The organism is Pseudoglutamicibacter albus (assembly GCF_022346425.1).
Taxonomy (GTDB): Bacteria; Actinomycetota; Actinomycetes; order Actinomycetales; family Micrococcaceae; genus Pseudoglutamicibacter; species Pseudoglutamicibacter albus.
The window spans coordinates 1-1050 of the sequence record NZ_JAKRCW010000029.1; the positions used below are offsets into that span (position 1 = coordinate 1).

General features: G+C 55.2%; 1 protein-coding gene. It reads left to right on the forward strand.

Going from position 1 to position 1050, the window contains the following annotated elements:
• Nucleotides 1-102 precede the first annotated feature (102 nt).
• The coding region (locus MHJ63_RS09820; protein ID WP_239447311.1) for an integrase catalytic domain-containing protein at nucleotides 103-1050 on the forward strand (948 nt) is incomplete at its 3' end.

Sequence of the window (1050 nt, forward strand, 5' to 3'; positions counted from 1 at the left end):
CGGCGTACCTTACATATATTGATCGCGTAGCTACAGTCGTGCCTCACATACTTTGAGCGCGTACTCCTACGCTGAACAAGTATGAACAAGGGTGTGGTCTCAATGTCGACACGTATCGAAGTCACCAAACAACTCAAACGGGCTTACAAAACCGCGACGAGGTCCGAGAAGTCTGTGATTCTGGATCAGTTCTGCGCAACCACCGGGCTGTCCCGAGTATCAGCCAGACGGTATCTCACCAGCCCACACCTGGGCGTGAAGAATGTGACGAAAGTTGATCGTCGTCGGCATCGCCCGACGAAGTACTCGGCAGCCTCGAAACGGGTGCTGGTGTGGCTGTGGCGGGTCATGATGTACCCGTGCGGGAAATACATGTGTCAGATGCTCCCCGAATGGATCAGCCGGCTTGAAGCACATGGCGAACTCAGCCACGGTGAACACGACTACACGCCTGCGGTACGTGCCGAACTGCTTGAGATGTCTGCCGCGACGATCGACCGATATTTACGAGAGCACCGGCAGTCACTGGAGTTGAAAGGGATCTCTGCCACCCGTTCTGGCGCGCTGTTACGCACCTCGATCATGATCCGGAAAGCCGGCGACGAGGCAGAGCATGAGCCCGGCTTTCTGGAGTGTGACACGGTCGCGCACTGCGGCCCCACACTGAAAGGTGAATTCGCCAGAACTTTGACCGCCACTTGTGTGCAGACGGGATGGACCCACCTGGAAGTGTTACGGAATAACGCACGTGTACACATGCTCGCCGCCCTCACCCGCATGGAAGCTGCGTTACCGTTTGATATTGCTGGGCTCGACTGCGATAACGGGTCGGAGTTCATCAACGACCAAGTGATCGAGTGGGCAGGTGACCGGAAGATCTTCTTCACAAGAGCCAGGCCTTACAAGAAGAATGATCAAGCCCTCGTCGAGTCAAAGAACAACCATATTGTCCGTAAATACGGTTTCTACTACCGTTACGACACCCCAGATGAGCGGGACGTGCTGACACTGTTATGGCAGGCAGTGATGCTGAAGATGAACTTCTTCACC